Source organism: Actinokineospora auranticolor (assembly GCF_041897805.1).
In the GTDB taxonomy this organism is placed as follows: Bacteria; Actinomycetota; Actinomycetes; order Mycobacteriales; family Pseudonocardiaceae; genus Actinokineospora; species Actinokineospora auranticolor.
In genome coordinates, this window is sequence record NZ_CP154825.1 from 5,834,467 (window position 1) to 5,850,990 (window position 16,524).

Sequence of the window (16,524 nt, forward strand, 5' to 3'; positions counted from 1 at the left end):
GCTGAGGGGGACGGATGCGCGTCGACCACATCGTGTGGGACTGGAACGGGACGCTGCTCGACGACGGCGACGCCATGGTCCGCGCGACCATCGCCGCGTTCGCCCGCGCGGGGCTGCCCGCGATCACCCTGGCCGGGTACCAGGAGCACTTCACCCGGCCGATCCCGGACTTCTATGATCGACTGGCGGGGAAGGTGCTCACCGCACGGGAACAAGGAGACGTCGCCGCGCACTTCCACCACGCCTACGCCGACCTGCTCGACCGCGCCGCGCTGCACTCGCTGGCGGTGGCGGCGCTGACGGCGTGGCGGGACGCGGGGCGCACCCAGTCGCTGCTGTCGATGTTCCCGCACGACCGGCTGGTGGCCCTGCCGCAGTTCGCCGCGGTCGCCGGGTTCTTCGACAGAGTGGACGGTATGCGGTCGGACGAGTCGCCACGCAAGGAACCCCACCTGCGCGGGCACCTGCGGGAGCTGGGTGAGCGCTCGGTGCTCGTCGTCGGCGACAGCGTCGACGACGTGGCCGCCGCCGAGGCCTGCGGCGTGCCCGCGCTGCTCTACCACCCGGTCGACCAGCCGCTGGTGAGCCCGGCCCGGCTCGCCGACCTCGGCGCGCCCGTGGTGAACTCGCTGCCCGCCGCCGTCGACTGGGCGCTGGGGGCGCGGTGACCCACGACCGCCGGTCCGCGCGATCCCTGCGCCGCACCCTGGTGCGCTACTCGTTCATCACGGCGTGCCTGGTGGGCCTGCTGATCAGCGTCATACTCACCATGCAGGACAAGGGGCTCACCGCGGCCCAGATCTACTCGGCGGTCGGCCTCAACCTGTTCGCCAGCGTGGTGTTCGCGCTGATGTTCGCGGCGCTGACCAGCTGGACCCAGGACCGCAACACCCAGGAGACCATCGCGGAGGGCTTCGAGGAGCTCGGCCAGCGGGTCACCCAGAGCATGGTCCGCTCCAACCACCTCTTCCTGCCCAACCGCCAGTACGACGCCCTCAACCCCACCAACACCTTCGGCGACTCGTACAACGGGGACATGACGGTCGACCTGGAGGCGACCGGGTTCTTCGCCTTCTACGGCCCCAGCGCCCGCTACGTCGCCGCCCGGCTGCTCGCCGCCCGCCACCACCCCCAGCAGATCCGCGTCGCCATGATCAACCCGGCGAACCACCGCGCGATCAGCCGCCGCGCCGCCGACCGCGCCTCCTGGCTCAAACCCCAGGGCCAGCCCATCGACCGGATCGAACGGGACCTCGAGGAAGAGCTCCTGATGAACCTCGTGTCCCTGTTCGACTGCCGCAAGATCTGCCCCATCGAGATCCTCTACAACGACGACACAGCCGTGTACCGGTACGTCATGTTCGACCAGTCCGTGTACGTGTCCTGGTACCACAGCCCCCGCTCGGCCCAGATGGAACTCCCCGAGTCCTACCGGTTCGGCAAGGAGTCCTTCATCTACTCCACCCTGCGCATGGACCTCATGCGGAAGTTCGAGATCTCCGAGCACAAAACCGTGTTCGACGCCGCCCACACCGACGCCCACCTCATCGCCCACCTGACCGAACTCACCGGCCGCGCCACCACCCCCGCCGACCTCGCGCGCTGGCGCACCGCGCAGATCCACGACAGCGCCGAGTTCCGCGCCTACCTCACGTCCCTCCGCCGGGAACTCGACTACCGGCAGCCGCAACCGAAGTCGGACGACAACTCCGGTTGACATCGCCGCGACGGCCCGGAACCCGTGGGCTCGCGTCGCGATCTCCGCGACGGCGGTCTAAGGGATGTCTCCTAACTGATCTTGTGGGTTGTGCCCCTGGTTGGGCTTTGGTCAGTTGGTGATGGTGGGGTTGTGGAGGAAGGCGGTGCCTGCCGCGGTGGTGACCAGGGTGTGTCCGGCGCGGCGGTAGTCGCGGGGGATTTCCGGTTCTTCAGGCGGGCGAGAGTGTGTTCGACCCGGGCGCGGACGCCGCGGTGGATGGTGTCGAGGTCGTCCTTCCACCGCGGCAGCGCGGTGCCGTCGCGGGGCGCGCGGTAGGGCGTGATTACGCCCTTGTTGCCCTGGTAGCCGCCGTCGGCCATGACCGGTCCGCCGGCAAGGGTGTCGGCGATGCCGGACTCGCGGTAGACGGTGCAGTCGTTGCGGTTGCCCGGTTGCGGGTCGCCGGTGGCGATCACCAGACGCGTGTCGGCGTCGATGGCCACCCGCGGGTTCGTCGAGTAGCGGTAGTTCTTCGACCGCTCGGCGATCCGGTGGTCGCGGGTGGGCACCAGGGTGCCGTCGACGATGGCGACTTGGTCGACGCGGCGTTCGCGCACCGGTGCCAACGCCAACAACGGTACGAGACGACCCTTAGTGGCTGTGGTCGGCTTTTCAGAAGGGCGAAGGCGGGAGCGGTTACCGGGGTCGGTAGCCGATGCCGAGGTTGGTGACGCGCTCGTCCTGGGTGACGTTGGTGCGGGCGTGCACGACCGCGGCTGCCCAGAACAAGACCAGTTCGCCGGGGCGCTGGTGGATCCGCAGGGGGTCGTCCGGGCCGTGCGGGAACAGGACCAAAGTGGAGCGTTGCCACCGGGTGTGCCGGTGTTCCAGTGTCATGAGGACGTTGATCTGGAAGTCGTGGTCGTCGGTGTGGGGGTCGATACCCTGGCCTTCCGCCTCGTAGTACAGGTAGTTCGCGCGTCGCGCGGGGGTGACGGGGCAGGCGTCGCTCTCGATGAGGGCGTGGAGCTCAGGGGAGTCGGCGAGAGCCGAGGCGATCGGGCCGGTCGGGGTGTGGAACTGCCTGCGCAGCAGGACCGCTTTCGCGCGTTCGGCCGCGGCTTCGGCGCACAGGGCGGCGAGCAGGTCGTCGGTCAGCCACTGCGGCCTCCCGTAGTAGAAGTAGCCCGTCTCCGGGACGGCGACCGGATCCCCAGCGACAACCACGACATCACCTCGTCCTCGAACCGCGTGCGTTTCCCACACTGTCCCCGCGGTCGGATACCCGCGGCAACCGCCTGGCGACCACTCGCCAGACGGGGTCGACGGCGCTCTCGGCTCCCTAGCATCGGTGGGGTGACAACCGATACCGGCGAGATCGTGTCGTTCTACGAGCAGAACGCGGACGCGCAGTGGTCGCGGTTCGACCAGACGGCGCGGGTGGAGGAGTACGTGCTGCACCGGGTGCTGGACGACCACTTCCCGGCCGAGCCCGCGGTGGTCGCGGACATCGGTGGCGGGAACGGCAGGCAGGCGTTCCGGTTGGCCGAGTACGGGTACGAGGTGCACCTGTGCGACCTGACGCCCGCGCTGGTCGCCGACGCGCGCACGCGCGGGGCGCGGCGCCAGGTCGAGCTCGCCTCGGCGGTCGTCGCGGACGCCAGGAGCCTGCCGTGGCCCGATTCCCTCGCCGACGCCGCGCTGCTGCTCGGCCCGCTGTACTGCCTGACCGACGCGGCGGACCGCCTCGCGGTCCTGCGCGAGGCCCTGCGCGTGGTGCGACCGGGCGGTGTGGTCGTGTGCCAGTTCTTCACCCGGGTGGGCGGGTTGCGGTGGATCCTCGAGGCCGCGCCCGCGGTGGCGCGGAACTTCGACTGGCGGGGCTTCCTGCGCACCGGGGTCTTCGGCGACGCGCACATCCCCGACGGCATCCGCGCCCACTACTACTCGACCCCCGACGAGGCGGTGGCGCAGACGCGCGAAGCGGGGTGGGAAGTCGTGCGCCTGCAGGGCATGGACGCCCCCGCCCCCGGTACGGGGCAGTCGAACCTGGCGCGGGCGCCGCGGCGGATCGTCGCGCAGTGGGGCGAGGTCGCGCTCTGCCTCGGCGCGCTGCCCGCCAACCTCAGCGCGGGCACGCACCTGTTGCTGGTCGCCCGCAGGCCCGGGTAAGCCCGCGACCGGCGGCCGGTGGGGCCGCGCCCGCGGCCCCACCGGGTCAGACCCAGCGGCGGCGGGCGGCCTCCACACCCGCTTGGAACCTGCTGCGCGCGTCCAACATCGCCAGCAGCTCCGACGTGCGCCGGTTGAACGTCCGCGACGACATCGCCAGCTGCCGTTGCGCGGCCTGGTCCGTGGCCCCGTCGGCCAGCGACTCCAGCACCGGTCGCAGGTGCCGCGGCGGAACCCGCGTGTCCGCGTCGAATGCCACCCGCGGCAGCGCGGCCCAGAGGGCGTCGTGCAGCAGCGTCACCGTGTTGGTCAGTTCGCGGGCCCCGGTGACGACCCGGAACAGGCCCGCCGCCTCGTCGCGGACCACCATCAGGGAGTCCCGGACGGCCAACACCGACCAGGGGAACGCGTGGCCCACGACCCGTGTGGCATCCGGGAGGGCCGGGTCGACGCCGCTCGCAACGACCCCCGGGTTGCCGGTGAACACGATCCGCCGCCGCTGCACCCCGGCACCACGCGGCAGGTCGAGACCCCGGTCCCCGGCCCGCCGGGTGGGGACCAGCTCCCACGTCCGGGCCGGGTCACCGCCGGTTCCGAGGTGCCTGCCCACCACCTCGGCCACCTCGGCCCACCCGGCGCAGGTGTCCGGGACCGTCGTGGGCGGTCCACTGCGCGCGGTCGTGATCACCACGTTGCGCAGCGCCTCGATGACCGCCACCACCTGCGCACCACTGTCCCCCGCCGTGCCGCCCAGCCCCAACCCGAACAAGTCGTACCTCCATTCCGCTGGTGTCCGGGCGCGCCGAATCGGTCGCGCGGACCCGGATGCCGTCCAGCGAATCGGTCCTCCCGCGCGAGTGGATCGCGAGAAGCGCTATTTCCCCAGTTGTGAACACCTCGGCCCGCCGCGCGGTTCGCCAAGCGCATTCCGAGTTCAAGCTAGCTCATCAAACTCGTCGGTGACCACTACCAAATGCTCGCTTACCGACCGGCCGCGCCCCCGCGGCCCGCAACCCGGGTGCCAGTGGCACCCGCGGCTAGGGCGATGACCACCGGCCGACCCCCCGAAAGCGATTTCACCGCAGGTGGAGCGCCATGACCGGGGACTCGGGCCGACCACGCGCACCACGACCGGCCCCCAAGCCGCCCAGCCCACAAATCCGGACAAGCACCGGCCTCCCCCCGCGTTGATTAATAATTAATCGCCACGGCCATGACCAGCGCGGACACGAAGAACTGCGACGCGGATTTATTACATTCGACCCTTTCGCATTAGACTCGGGAACGGCCAGGGGGAACGTTCACTGACGCGGGGGCAACTGGTGGGAATGCCGGATGGCGAAGGGGGCAGCGAGCCCCTGCTCGCGGTGGAGCGCCTCAGCGTCCCGGAGTGGGCGCGGCTGGGCGAGGAGGTCGCCGCGACCGGGTTCTGGCGCTCGACGCGCGCCGTCCCCGCCGTGGTGGCCCGCGTCGCGGTGCTCGCCTGGCGCGCGTCTCGCGCCCTCACCGCCGCGGCGTTCGCGGCCCACGTGCTGGTGGGTTTCCTGGCCGCGTTCGGTCTCCTGGCGACCGCGGAGCTGTTCACCGCGCTGCTGGCGGCGGGCTCCACCGAGCACCGCCTGGCGGCGGCGTCGCCCGCGGTGGCCGCCGTCGTGGCGTGCTACGCGGGCAAGGCGCTGCTGGGCGCGGCGGCCTCGGCCGTCGAGGGGTCGCTCCGCCCGCTGGTCACCCGGGCGGCGGAGCGGGCGGTGGCGGAGAGCGCGGTCCACGCGCCGCTGGTCGCCGCGGAGGACGCCGACTTCCAGGAGTTGGCCCGGCGCGCGGGGACCGACGGCGTGGAGTCGGTGGACAACGGCGTCCGCCAGGTCACCGGCCTCGCCACCGGGCTGGTCTCGCTGGTCGCCGCCCTGGTCAGCACGGCGGTGCTGCACCCCCTGCTCGCCGCGGCGCTGCTGCTCGCGGCGGGCGCGGACGGCTGGGCCGCGCACCGGGTGGCCCGGCTCAACCGGCGGCACTTCCTCGACACCGTGACCCGGCAGCTGGTGAAGGGTGTGGTCCGGGAGGCGGCGACCGCCCGCCCGTTCGCCTTGGAGCGGCACGCGCTGGTGCTGCAGGACCGGCTCATGGCCGAGTACGACCGGGTCACCGGCGAACTCGTGGTGCTGGAGACCCGGCTCGCCCGCCGCAGCGCGCTCGTGCGCCTGGTCGGCAGGTGCGTCGCGGGCCTGGGCACGGCGGCGTCCTTCGGTGTGCTGGCGCTGCTGCTGTGGACCGGTGTGCTGCCGCTGGCCGTGGCGGGCACCGCGGTGATCGCCATGCGCTCGGCGTCGGCGGCACTCGCCGAGTCGCTGCGCGCGGTGAACCTGCTCCACGAGGACTCCCACCACCTGGACCTGTACCGGGGGTTCCTCGCCGAGGCCGCGGCGCGCCGGACGCGGGTGCGCCCGGCGCCCGCCCCGGCGGATCCCGGGGTCATCCGGCTCGCGGGCGTCTCGTTCACCTACCCCGGCCAGGACCGGCCCGCGGTGGCCGAGGTGGACCTGACCATCCGGCGCGGCGAGGTCGTGGCCCTGGTCGGCGAGAACGGCTCGGGCAAGACCACCCTGGGCAAGCTCATCACGGGCCTGTACCCGGTATCGGCGGGCTCGGTGACCTGGGACGGCGTCGACCTGGCGACGGCGGACCCGCGCAGCGTGCACGAGCGGGTCGCGGTGATCGCGCAGACGCCCGCGGAGTGGCCGGTCACCGCGGCGCTCGCCGTGCGCATGGGCCGGTTGGACCACGTGGACCGGGACGGCGCGCGGTGGCGGCGCGCGCTGCTGCTGTCCGGCGCCGACGAGGTGGTCGACGCCTTGCCGCACGGGGCGCGGACGCTGCTCTCCCGGCGGTTCCGCGAGGGCCGGGACCTCTCGGGTGGGCAGTGGCAGCGGCTGGGCATCGCCCGCGGCATCTACCGCGACGCGCCGGTGCTCGTGGCCGACGAGCCGACGGCCGCGTTGGACGCCAAGGCCGAGGCGCGGGTGTTCGAGGCGTTGCGCAACGCCTGCGCGGACGGAGCCGGGACGACCCGGACCACGATCCTGGTGACCCACCGGTTGGCCAACGTGCGCACCGCCGACCGCGTCGTGGTGCTCGCGGGCGGGCGGATCGTGGCGCAGGGCACCCACGACGAGCTGATCACGGCGGGCGGTCTGTACCGGGAGATGTACGAGACGCAGGCGTCTGCCTACCGGGACTCGGGCACCTGAGCGGGCGGCGCGGACGGGGCGGTGTCGCGCAGCGACCGCGACAGCAGGGGGAGCAGTCCCAGCGCGGCGTAGCCACCCGCCATGGCCAGGATGACCGGTCCGACGTCGGCGTGGGCGAACAGCCAGCCCGCGGTCAGGCTGCCGAGCGGGAACCCCACCGAGGTGACGGCCGTGCGGGCGCCCATGACCCGGCCCCGCACGCCGTCCGGGGTCAGCCGCTGGGCCAGCGACCGCTCGAAGACGTAGTACGGTCCCCAGAGGAAAGTCGCGAGTCCTATGAGGACAACCCCGGCCACCAGGCTGTCCACGAGGGCGAGGGCGGCGAACAGCGGCGCGCCAACGACCAGGACGGCGGACATCCGCAGGTGCGGGCGCAACTTCCCGTACACCGACGGTCCGAACAGCACCCCCAGCAGGGCGCCCGCGCCCGCCGCGCCGACCAGCACGCCGTAGCCCCCCGGCCCGGCGGTCAGGCCCGTGCGGCTGTAGACCGGGAAGAACACCTCCGACATGCCCTGCAGGAACAGGAACCCCACGGTCGACGCGGTCAGCACGAGCACGGCGGGGAGGCGGACCAGCGCGCCGACGCCGAGCCACTTGCCGAGCAGCCCCCGCGAGTCGCCGTCCGCCGCGTCCGCGCCCCGCGCGTTCTCCGGGAGACCGAAGCAGAGCGCGCTCATCAGGCCGAAGGACAACGCGTCGACGACCAGCGCGGTGGGCGCCCCGATCCAGGCCACCAGCAGCCCGGACAGCGGCGGACCGGCGATGTAGGCGATCTCCCAGTTCATCCCCAGCAGCGAGTTGGCCGCCTCCAGTTCGCCGTCGGCGACCAGCCTGGGCACCAACGCGCCCTCGGCCACCTCGGTCAACGCGGACAGCACCGCGGCGCAGGCCGCGATCACGCAGATGAACGGGACGCGCAGGACCCCCGTGGCGTGCAGCAACGGGACAAGTCCTATGAGGACACCGCGGAGCGCGTTGTCCCACCCCAGCAGCACCCGGGGTTGGGCGCGGTCGAGGAGCCTGCCCGCGATCGGGGCGCTGAGCACCCTCGGCAGGCCGAAGCAGAGCAGCACGACACCGAGGTCGGCCGGGCTCGCCACGGTGAGCACGAGCCAGGACAGGGCGACCGTGGTGAACGCGTCCCCGGTGCGGGAGATGAGCATGCCCAACCAGAACCGGCGGAACACCCGGTCCCGGCGGACGAGACCGAGGTTGTGCAGGGTTTCACGCACCGGAGCACTCCCTTCCCGCGGCGAGCACGGCCGCCACGATCGCGGTGTACCCGGTGCACCGGCAGACGTTCCCGGACAGCGCGCGGCGCGCGCCCGCCTCGTCCGGCGCGGCGCCGCCGCACTCGTCGAGGTATGCGCGCGCGGCGACGAGCATTCCCGCCGTGCAGTAACCGCATTGCGCGGCACCGTGTTCGACGAAGCTCCGCAACAACGGGTCCTGCCGTGCCGCCAGTCCCTCCACCGTGGTGATCCGACCGTCCTCGTGCACGACGGCCGGGGTACTGCACGACAGCACCGGTCGCCCGTCGAGCAGCACCGAGCAACCACCGCAATGCCCGCTGCCGCAGGGGATCTTGGTCCCGGTCAGGCCGAGGTCGTCGCGGATCCAGTCGGCCAGGCAGCGCCCGTCCTCCGGTAGGTCCCGTGGTCTGCCGTTGACCTCGGCCGTGGTCATCCGCCCTCCTCGATCGTGGTGATCAGCCGTCGCACCAGCGTTTCCACCGCGGCGCGCCGGTACCGCGCGGTCGCCGTCACGTCGTCGGCCACCAAGGCCCCGACGGCGGCGGCACGCGCGACATCGGCCGCCGAAGCGCCTTCGCCCCAATCGGATTCGGCCGCGGCGACGCGGTGCGGTCGAGTGCCCGGACCGCCGATCGCGATCGCCCGGGTGTCCGCGGTCCGTCCTATCGCGACACTGACCACGTTCGGCCCACCGGCCGATCTGACGGCCAGCTTGGCGAACGCGGATTCGGTGGTGGACTGCCAGTGCGTCGAAAGTAGCAGACGATCGGTCGAGTCAAATAAATCATCGAGGGAGAAAGTCGCGGATTCACCCGGCGCGCCGCGGTCGCGCCCCTCCCCCACCGCGCCCACGGCGAGCAGCGCGACGGCGACGCAGCCGGGTCGCACCGCGACGACGTTCCCGCCGACGGTCGCCATCGCCCGCACCGCGGGCCCGCCGACCGAGGCCGCGGCTTGGCGCAGCGCGGTGGGCACGCGCGCGTCGCGGGTCAGCTCGTCGAGCGTCACGAGCGCACCGCACTCGCGCGACCCGAGGCGGCGCGGTTCCACGACGGCCCCGAGGTGCACCGCGAACTCCGGCGCGCCGCGGCGGCGCCAGTCCGGCAGCGCCACGGTTCCCCCGCCCAGCACCTCGGCCGCCGGGAGGTCGGCCAGGACCGCCGCGGCCTCCTCGACGGACCTGGGGCGCAGGACCCGCCGCGGCGCGGCGCGGCTCAGCACCCCCGGGTCCCGGCCAGCGCGGACCACAGGACCTCGGGCCGCATCGGCATCGTGGTCGGGACGACACCGGTGGCGTCCGCGACCGCACCGGCGATGGCCGCCGGGACCGGGACGATGGGGAGCTCACCCAGCCCCAGCCCGCCGTAGGGCGCCCCGGGCGCGGGGTCCCCGACGAACAGCGCGCGAACCGACGGCACGTCCGTGGCCAGCGGAACCCCGTGTTCCTGGATGGTGGTGACGCCCGTCGAGGGGCAGCGGTCGATCAGCGCCAGGCCGATGCCCTGGACCACCCCGCCCTGCACCTGCCCGGCCGCGCCCAACGGGTTGAGCACCCGTCCGCAGTCGGTGACGACCAGGCACTCCTCGACCGCGACCACACCGAGTTCGACGTCCACGGCCACCGTGACGAAGCAGGCGCAGAAGCTGGCGGGTGCGCGACCGGCCCGGAACGTGACGCGCTCACCGGGCGCGCGCCGGGCGGCGCGTGCCGCGTCCCGCGCCGCCCCCGCGCCGAGGAGCACGCTGCGCTGCGCGGCGCTGCCCACGTCGGCGGGTGTGGTCGCGGTGTCGCCCTCCAGCACCCGGACGGACTCGACGGGCAGGCCCAACTCCTCGGCCACGACCTGGGCGAGCACCGTGGACGAGCCGGTGCCGCTGTCGCAGGTCCCGGTGAACAGGGTCGCGCGGTCGCCGTCGAGTTCGACCCAGGCGGTGCTGAACTCGGACTCCTCGCCGGTCACCGTCGCCTTGACCGCGGTGGCGACACCGTGCCCGACGCGCGTCTCGCCGCGCCGCTCGGCCCGCCGGGGCCACCCGAACTCCGCGCTCCCGACCCGCAAGCAGTGCGCGAGCCGCGCGGGCGCGTTGCGCAGGCGCACCAGGACGGGATCGAGGTCGAGCCGCGCCGCGGCGGCGGTCACGGCCGTCTCGATGGCGAAGTTGGCCTGGGCCACGCCGTAGCCGCGGTAGGCGCCGCCGGGCAGGGTGTTGGTGCGCTTGACCTCCCCGACGAACCGGTGGTGGGCGGCGGGGAGCATGGTCTTCGCGGTCAGGGCGACGGCGCCCGCGACGTACGGCGCGTGCGACGTACGGCGCGTGCGAGCCGTACGCGCCGGAGTCCAGCACCGCGCGCACGTCGACCGCGCGAACCAGACCGTCCGCGGCGACCCCGAGGCGGACCCGGGCTCGGAGCCCGTGCCTGCGCCTGGTGGCGGTGAACTCCTCGGTGCGGTCGTAGGTCAGGCGCACCGGTCGGGCCAAGGCGATGGCGGCCCAGGCCACCAGCGCTTCCTCGTACATGTCCTGCCTGCAGCCGAAACCGCCGCCCTCGTCGACCTTCCTGATCCGGACCTCGGCCTCGGGCAGGTCGAGCACCCCGGCCACCAGCACCCGCAGTTCGCCGGGCGACTGGGTGTTGGACCAGATGTCGATCCCCGCCCCCCGCGGTTCCGCCCGGCAGCAGTGGGTTTCCAGGCACACGTGCTGCGCGCCCGCGACCTCGAAGGTCTCGGCCACGACGAGGTCCGACCCGGCCACAGAACTTCGGCACCAAGGCGACCCTGTTCGCCGCCGTGGTCGGGCGCGCGGCCGACCGGGTGTGCGGGGTGCTCGACCGGTTGACGGCGAGCCCGGTGCCGGTCCCGACCCTGCTGCGCGACCTGCTGGCCCCGGACCACCTCGCCGACGTGCACGGCGCGGGCCGCGTCGGCGCCATCTTCGCCGACGCGGCGGGCATCGCCGACGAGCCGGTGATCGAGGCCGCCGCCCGCGACTCCACCCGGCGCTTCGCCACCGCCATCACCGCGCTCCTGCGCCGCGGCCAGGCCGACGGCCACCTGCGCGCCACCCTCGACACCGAGGCCGCCGCCTGGTGGCTGCTCTCGCTGCTGGCCTCCCAGCGATTCCGGCACGCCACGGCACCGGCGGCGGTCGAGGCCAAGGTCGCGGCCACCCTCCTGGACTTCCTGGTCCAGCCATGAGGGCAGGCACGCGACCGATCTCGCGCTCGGGTCGAGCGTTCTCGGTCAGCCGGTGACGGTGGGGTGCGCGGACGACGGGGGCGGGGGTGGTCGCGAGGGATCGCCCGGTTCTTCCTCCGGGTCGGGAGTGTTCGGCGCGGGCGAGGATCGACCGGTGACCGGTGTCGGGCCCGTCCTGCCGTTCGGCGGGCCTGCCGCCGCCGGCCATGTCGGTTCGGCCGTCGAGCGCGTCGGCGAGGCAGGCGGCGCGGTCGTCGCGGCTGCCCGGTTGTGACCACCGGTCGCGATCACCAGGTGGGTATCGGAGTCGACGGCGACCGACGGGGTGGTGGAGCGCCCGCGGTTCGTCGACCGCGTCGCGCGTCGGCGTGCGAGCCACCCGCCAGCGGCCCGAGCAGGCGCGTGGTGGGGTCGGCGCGCCGGTGGTCGGCCACCGGCGGAGCCCGGTCGGCCGGATCCGACTGCCACCGCCTGCCTGGGCGGCCGTCGGCGACGCCACCGCCACCAGCTCGCGAAGCCGCCCGGGCCGCGAGCCCGCGCGGGGGTCGGTCCACTCCGACCGGGCCCCGGGATCACCCGCACTCGATGACCGGGGCCGAGAACCACCCCGGCGACCGGTCATGGAGTCGCGCGCCGCCCTGGGCGGGTCCGGTCAGTTCGGCAGGCGGAAGCTCTTGCTGACCTGCTCCAACCGCTCGACGGCGTTGGCCAGGTCGTCGGCCAGGCCGAGGCTGGCCTGGACGTTGGTCTCCGTGCGGGCGGCGACGTTCGCGACGTGGCCGATGCTCTCCCGGACCGCGAGCGAGGCTGCCGACTGCTCCTCGACCGCGGCGACGATGGTGCCCTGCATCAGCGCCATGTCGCGGATCGACGTGCTGATCTGCTCGATCACCTGGACGGTGCCGTCCACGTCGGACTGGATCGCGGCGATGCGCTCGGTGACGCTCACCGTCGCGGTGGTGGTCGACTCGGCGAGGCCCTTGACCTCGGTGGCCACGACCGCGAAGCCGCGCCCGGCCTCGCCCGCCCTGGACGCCTCGATGGTGGCGTTGAGGGCGAGCAGGTGGGTCTGGGCGGCGATCCGGGTGATCACGTCGACCACGCCCGCGATGGCGGCCGAGGACCCGGCGAGGCTCTGCAACTGCCCGGCCATGACGGCGGCGGCCTGCTCGGCGTCGTCGGCGAGCGCCGACCCGCGGGTGACCGACGAGGCGATCTCCCCGACGCTGGCGCTGAACTCGGACGCGCCCATGCTGGCCGCCTCCGACTGGGTGTGCGTCACGGTCGCGCTGTCGCGCAGCTCGTCGGCCTGGTCGCGCAGCGCCTCGGCCGACCCGGAGAGGACCTCGGCGGTCTCCACCACGGCCCGCACCGACGCGGTCAGCCCGCGCTGCATCTCCACCAGCGCGGTGCCGAGCTCGTCGTCGGGACCGAGCGGCTCGACCGGGGCGGCCAGGTCCCCGTCGGCGATCCGGCGCAGGTGCCCGGCGGTGCCGCGCAGGGTCGTCACCATCTCGCCGAAGGCCCCCGACAGCTCACCCAGCTCGTCGCGCCCGGCGCGCGGCAGGGTGACGTCCAGGCGACCGCGGGCGATGTCGAGCGCGGCGGCGCGCAGCACGGGCATCCGGGCGGTCAGCCTGCGGGTGGTGAACCAGACGGTCGCGAGCAGCACGAGGGCGATGCCGAGCGCGAAGCCGATCAGCTTGGTCCGCAGCGCGCTCACCGGGGCGAGGACGTCGCTCATCGGGGTCACGGTGGCCAGCGTCCAGCCGGTGCCCTCGACGGGCGCCCAGGTCAGCACGGCGTCGTCGGCGTCGCCCCCGAACGGGTTCTTGCCGTCCATGGTGCCGCTGCCGCTCTTGGCCAACGCGCCCAGGAAGGACGTCGCCGTCGCGCGGGCGGGCTCGGACGCGGCCTGCTCCAGCGTCTTGGACCCCACGACCGAGGCGTCGGGGGCGGCGAGCAGGGTGCCCGCGCCGGAGAGCAGGATCGCGTAGCCGTGGTCGGACACCTTCGCGGCGCTGACCTTCTTGGACAGCTGGTCGAGGGTGACGTCGACGCCCGCGACCCCGATCGTCCGCCCGTCCCGCACCATCGGCGCCGTCACCGAGGTCATCAGCGCCTTGAGGTTCTCGTCGTAGTACGGCTCGACGACGCTCTCCTTGCCGGTCCGCTTCGGCTCGGTGTACCACGAGTAGGTGATGGCCTCGGCGTTCGCCGCGTCGTCCAGCTCCTGGCGGACGGGGTTGCCGTTGGTGTCCTTGATCCAGAGGTACTGGTAGACGCCCGCGAGCGGGTAGCGCGGGTCGCCGGGGGCGTCGAAACACAGGTACATGTCGTAGATCTCGGAGGTGGCGGCGAGCGTCCCCCGGATGACGTCGTCGAGCAGCGGGTGGTTCGCCGTCGGCAGGGCGCCACCGGTGGCGACGATCGCGCGCTCGGCGGTGCGCGCCGCCGCGATCTGGGTCTCGACCTGCCGGGCGAGGCTCTCGGCGACGTCGCGGCCGTGCCCCCGCTGGGCGTCCTCCTCCAGCGAGGTCGCGCTGAGGACGACGAAGGTGGACAGCACGGCCAGGCCGATGACCACGACCGGTACGAGCACGACGAGCAGACGGCCCCGGAAACTCGACATGCGCGTGCTCTCCCTCTAGGTGGACACCACCGGCGGTTCAGCCCTGGTATCGGCCGGACCGCGGCGGCCATGAGGTAGTCCCGCACGAGGGTGCTACCCGGTCAGCGCTCGCACGTGGCCCAGGTGTTCGGCGGCGAGCCGCTCCACCGTCGCCGCGTCGTGGGCGGACGGGGAGTACCCCCAGGTGACGAGCAGTTCGCCTGCGCACACGCCCGCCTCGACGTCGAGCGGGTGCGGTGAGCATCAGCGCGAGCGCGGCCAGCAGGACCTCTTGGACGCCGGACCGCACCAGGCCCTCGGTCAGCGCACCTCCACCGCGCGCGGTGACGGTGCGGACGCGGTGGGCACAGGGTGCTCCCCGATCAAGTCGCCTTGACGGTCGGTGCCGTACGTACTACTCGTAGGAACGCGGGCGCCACAGGGACAGCCGGTCCGGCAACACCGATCGCCACCGTCGCCAGAGGTCTTGATCGCACACCAGGATTTCGGCGCGTCCAACGGAAAGCGCTGACAAGTCACAAGTCGCGGGCGCGTTGCGTATGCGCAGGGTGTGCAAACCGCTCATCTCGGCCAGCGCGCCCAGGTCCGTTATCCCACCGCAGTCCAGACCGAGGACCCGCAGGTGGTTCAACGAGCGGATCGGTCGAGCGCCTGCGGGTTCCCCAGCAGCGCGACAGCCTCGATCATCGCGCTCGCCGCTTCGGCGGAGAAGGCGACGAGGTCGCGGGGCGCGTGCACCAGCAACGCCGGTCCCGCGGACGCGAGGGACCGGGCCTCCTCACCGCGCCGTGGCGGGATCAGGCGCCGGAGGCACGGCTCCACGCGAGCACGCAGGTCCGGGTCCAGCGGGCCCACGGTCTCCAGGCAGGCCGCGGCGAGCAGCCGCAGGGCTCGACCGTGCCGGGGCTCGGCGGACGCCCGGAGCAGCAGGCCGTCGAGCAGCGCGTGGCTCGTTGGCGTGCCCCGCCGCCATGATCACCGTCTCCCGCCAGTTGTCCCGGTGGGCGTGGTCGAGCAGCAACCCCACGTCGCCGTGTTCGGCGGCCTCGCGGGCCGTCAGGTACTCCTGGAACGTGCGGTGCACGAAGTCGATTCGCCCCCCGGCGGGCTCCCGGATCACACCGCTGCGCTGGAGCAGGTGGTCGAGCACGGCAGCCGCGTCGGCCGCGAGAAGCGGCATGCTGCCGAGTCGGTCACCGAGGCGGAGCACCGCGTCGTCACGCGCGAACTCGCTGCGACCGTTGATCGACAAACGCCAAGCCAGGTACTGGAGCAGGTACGTCTTGTCGCGCGCCGACAGGCTCTGCGAACCGTCGGCGGGGATCTGCCGCTCCACATCACGCCTCTCCAGGAGCATGTCCAGGGCGGCGGCGTAGATGCCCATGCGGTCCGGGGGCAACGTGCTGTGGCGGTCCAGGTTGATCGCGCACAGCACCGCGCACAACAGCGGGTTCGTGACCAACCCCTGCAGGTGCGGGCTCGAGTCCAGCTGGGCCAGCAGGGCCCGCTCGTACACCGGCACTTCCTCGACAGCGCAGGGCAAGTCGGGAACACCGCGGATCGCGTCGTGCCAGTGGGTGACCAGTTCCCGGATGTCGGCCACACTCACCCGTTGCAGGACGGCCGAGCCGAACTGCTCGGCGAGCAGCCACCGAGCCGTGGCGGCGTGTGGGCGCGCGGTGATCACCACGCGGTTGTCCGAGTCCACGCGGACCAGTTGTCGGACCCAGTCCCGAACCGACCGGCGGTCCTCCGCCGCGAGTTCGTCGACCCCGTCGACGAGCAGCAGGGCGCGCCCCGCCGCCAACTGGCGGTGCGCCCAGCCCGCGGGCATCAGCGCGACGAGCGGGTCGGCCACACCGTCCAGGAACTGCTCCGGGGCGGGCAGGCGGCGTCCGGCGTAGCTGCGGAGTTTGATGAAGAACGGCACGCGCTCGTTGCAGTCCGCCAGGTCGGATCCGAAAGCGCGCCGGGCCGTGGTCACCGCCAGCCAGTGCAGCAGCGTGGTCTTCCCGGAACCCGCCTCGCCGCGGAGCAGGAATCGCGAGGTGCCGTTGAGCGCTTGCTCGACCTGGACGTTCGCCGCGTCCGCGACCCCACCGGCCAGCGAGGCGAGCCTGCCCCACGGCGAGTTCCGCTCGAGCTGCGCCGGGTGAACCGAACGAGCCGGAGTCGCGTCGGGTGCGACCGTCAGGCTGATGCAGGCGACGCTGAGCGGAGTCGACGGGTGGTACGTCCGAACGTTCACCCCGAACAGCTCAACGGTATCCAGCGTTCTCCCCACGTGTTCGAGATACCGTCGTAGGAACTCCTCGTC

At 73.1% G+C, this 16,524-nt stretch carries 13 protein-coding genes and 2 pseudogenes; 5 read left to right on the forward strand and 10 right to left on the reverse strand.

Annotated features, from left to right (window positions below):
- Positions 1-14 precede the first annotated feature (14 nt).
- Positions 15-668: an HAD family hydrolase gene (locus tag V5P93_RS25420; protein WP_104481015.1), complete on the forward strand. Its 654-nt coding sequence runs from the start codon at positions 15-17 to the stop codon at positions 666-668.
- On the forward strand, positions 665-1,717 hold the full coding sequence (locus V5P93_RS25425; protein ID WP_104481016.1) for a hypothetical protein: 1,053 nt from the start codon (positions 665-667) through the stop codon (positions 1,715-1,717). Before V5P93_RS25420 ends, V5P93_RS25425 begins: the two co-directional genes overlap by 4 nt.
- 111 nt (positions 1,718-1,828) lie before the next feature.
- Here V5P93_RS25425 and V5P93_RS25430 read toward each other — a convergent pair.
- A pseudogene (locus tag V5P93_RS25430) lies at positions 1,829-2,343 on the reverse strand (transposase); the annotation flags it as partial.
- Between the two features lie 52 nt (positions 2,344-2,395).
- Positions 2,396-2,926, reverse strand: coding sequence for a hypothetical protein (locus tag V5P93_RS25435; RefSeq protein ID WP_219824071.1), 531 nt, complete (start codon positions 2,924-2,926; stop codon positions 2,396-2,398).
- Between the two features lie 129 nt (positions 2,927-3,055).
- On the opposite strand from V5P93_RS25435, the gene V5P93_RS25440 reads away from it, so the two are divergent.
- Positions 3,056-3,871, forward strand: a complete 816-nt coding sequence (locus tag V5P93_RS25440) for a bifunctional 2-polyprenyl-6-hydroxyphenol methylase/3-demethylubiquinol 3-O-methyltransferase UbiG (RefSeq protein WP_219824072.1) — start codon at positions 3,056-3,058, stop codon at positions 3,869-3,871.
- Positions 3,872-3,917: 46 nt separating this feature from the next.
- On the opposite strand, the gene V5P93_RS25445 is transcribed toward V5P93_RS25440, so the two are convergent.
- A complete protein-coding gene (locus V5P93_RS25445) occupies positions 3,918-4,640 on the reverse strand; it encodes a hypothetical protein (protein ID WP_104481018.1) in 723 nt (240 codons plus the stop codon).
- A gap of 559 nt (positions 4,641-5,199) precedes the next feature.
- On the opposite strand from V5P93_RS25445, the gene V5P93_RS25450 reads away from it, so the two are divergent.
- Complete coding sequence (locus V5P93_RS25450) at positions 5,200-7,119, forward strand: ABC transporter ATP-binding protein (protein ID WP_104481019.1); 1,920 nt, start codon at positions 5,200-5,202, stop codon at positions 7,117-7,119.
- Here V5P93_RS25450 and V5P93_RS25455 read toward each other — a convergent pair.
- From V5P93_RS25455 to V5P93_RS25475, 5 genes and pseudogenes are all read right to left on the reverse strand, one after another.
- Positions 7,098-8,354, reverse strand: coding sequence for an MFS transporter (locus V5P93_RS25455; protein ID WP_104481020.1), 1,257 nt, complete (start codon positions 8,352-8,354; stop codon positions 7,098-7,100). The two genes, V5P93_RS25450 and V5P93_RS25455, sit on opposite strands and share 22 nt — an antisense overlap.
- Positions 8,347-8,808 carry a (2Fe-2S)-binding protein gene (locus tag V5P93_RS25460; protein ID WP_104481021.1) on the reverse strand — a complete coding sequence of 154 codons (462 nt, stop codon included), beginning with the start codon at positions 8,806-8,808 and terminating at the stop codon, positions 8,347-8,349. Before V5P93_RS25460 ends, V5P93_RS25455 begins: the two co-directional genes overlap by 8 nt.
- The gene (locus tag V5P93_RS25465) at positions 8,805-9,596 is read right to left on the reverse strand and encodes an FAD binding domain-containing protein (RefSeq protein WP_181043669.1); all 792 of its coding nucleotides are present in this window, start codon (positions 9,594-9,596) and stop codon (positions 8,805-8,807) included. Before V5P93_RS25465 ends, V5P93_RS25460 begins: the two co-directional genes overlap by 4 nt.
- On the reverse strand, positions 9,590-10,648 hold the full coding sequence (locus V5P93_RS25470; protein ID WP_374066551.1) for a xanthine dehydrogenase family protein molybdopterin-binding subunit: 1,059 nt from the start codon (positions 10,646-10,648) through the stop codon (positions 9,590-9,592). The genes V5P93_RS25465 and V5P93_RS25470 overlap by 7 nt, the downstream gene beginning before the upstream one ends.
- An 85-nt stretch (positions 10,649-10,733) precedes the next feature.
- Positions 10,734-11,132, reverse strand: a pseudogene (locus V5P93_RS25475) (molybdopterin cofactor-binding domain-containing protein); the annotation flags it as partial.
- Between the two features lie 35 nt (positions 11,133-11,167).
- Between V5P93_RS25475 and V5P93_RS25480 the strand changes: the two are divergent.
- Positions 11,168-11,575 (forward strand): hypothetical protein, encoded by a 408-nt coding sequence (locus tag V5P93_RS25480; RefSeq protein WP_104481024.1) that lies wholly within the window; start codon positions 11,168-11,170, stop codon positions 11,573-11,575.
- A 652-nt stretch (positions 11,576-12,227) separates the two neighbouring features.
- Here V5P93_RS25480 and V5P93_RS25485 read toward each other — a convergent pair.
- On the reverse strand, positions 12,228-14,207 hold the full coding sequence (locus V5P93_RS25485; RefSeq protein WP_104481025.1) for a methyl-accepting chemotaxis protein: 1,980 nt from the start codon (positions 14,205-14,207) through the stop codon (positions 12,228-12,230).
- A 778-nt stretch (positions 14,208-14,985) separates the two neighbouring features.
- On the reverse strand, positions 14,986-16,455 hold the full coding sequence (locus tag V5P93_RS25490; RefSeq protein ID WP_181043670.1) for an NACHT domain-containing NTPase: 1,470 nt from the start codon (positions 16,453-16,455) through the stop codon (positions 14,986-14,988).
- Between the last annotated feature and the right edge of the window lie 69 nt (positions 16,456-16,524).